General features: G+C 64.0%; 1 protein-coding gene. It reads left to right on the forward strand.

Going from position 1 to position 386, the window contains the following annotated elements:
- On the forward strand, positions 1–386 hold a 386-nt coding region (locus EA795_RS21120; RefSeq protein ID WP_158601325.1), incomplete at both ends, for a hypothetical protein.

Below are 386 nucleotides of genomic sequence, written 5' to 3' on the forward strand. Positions count from 1 at the left end.
AGGGAGCTGACCATTTCGGGTGACTACCCGAACCTGTCGCCAGTGAGCGCCGACGTGGTAGGCCAGGGCCAGGCTGAAACCATCACCAGCAGCGAGTCCGGGACGGCAATCTATGACGTCGGCAACTGGGAGTTCGGCGCCTTCGCTCAGGGGGTTTCCGAGGGAAACTACAGCGTCATCGTGATCGACCAGGCGGAGACCGGCGCACCGTTCCCTCAAGGGCATATTTTTACGCTGCCGTATTCGGGGCAGCGATCGGCCACCCGGCGTCGCGTGGTGGGCGGCTACTTCGACGGCGAACGGATCGCCGAGGTGTGGAGCGAGGACGTCGACACCGATGTGTACTGGCGCACCGCATCATGGGGCGTCACCAGCCAGATCGTCAC

Origin of the sequence: Stutzerimonas nitrititolerans (genome assembly GCF_003696285.1) — a bacterium.
In the GTDB taxonomy this organism is placed as follows: Bacteria; Pseudomonadota; Gammaproteobacteria; order Pseudomonadales; family Pseudomonadaceae; genus Stutzerimonas; species Stutzerimonas nitrititolerans.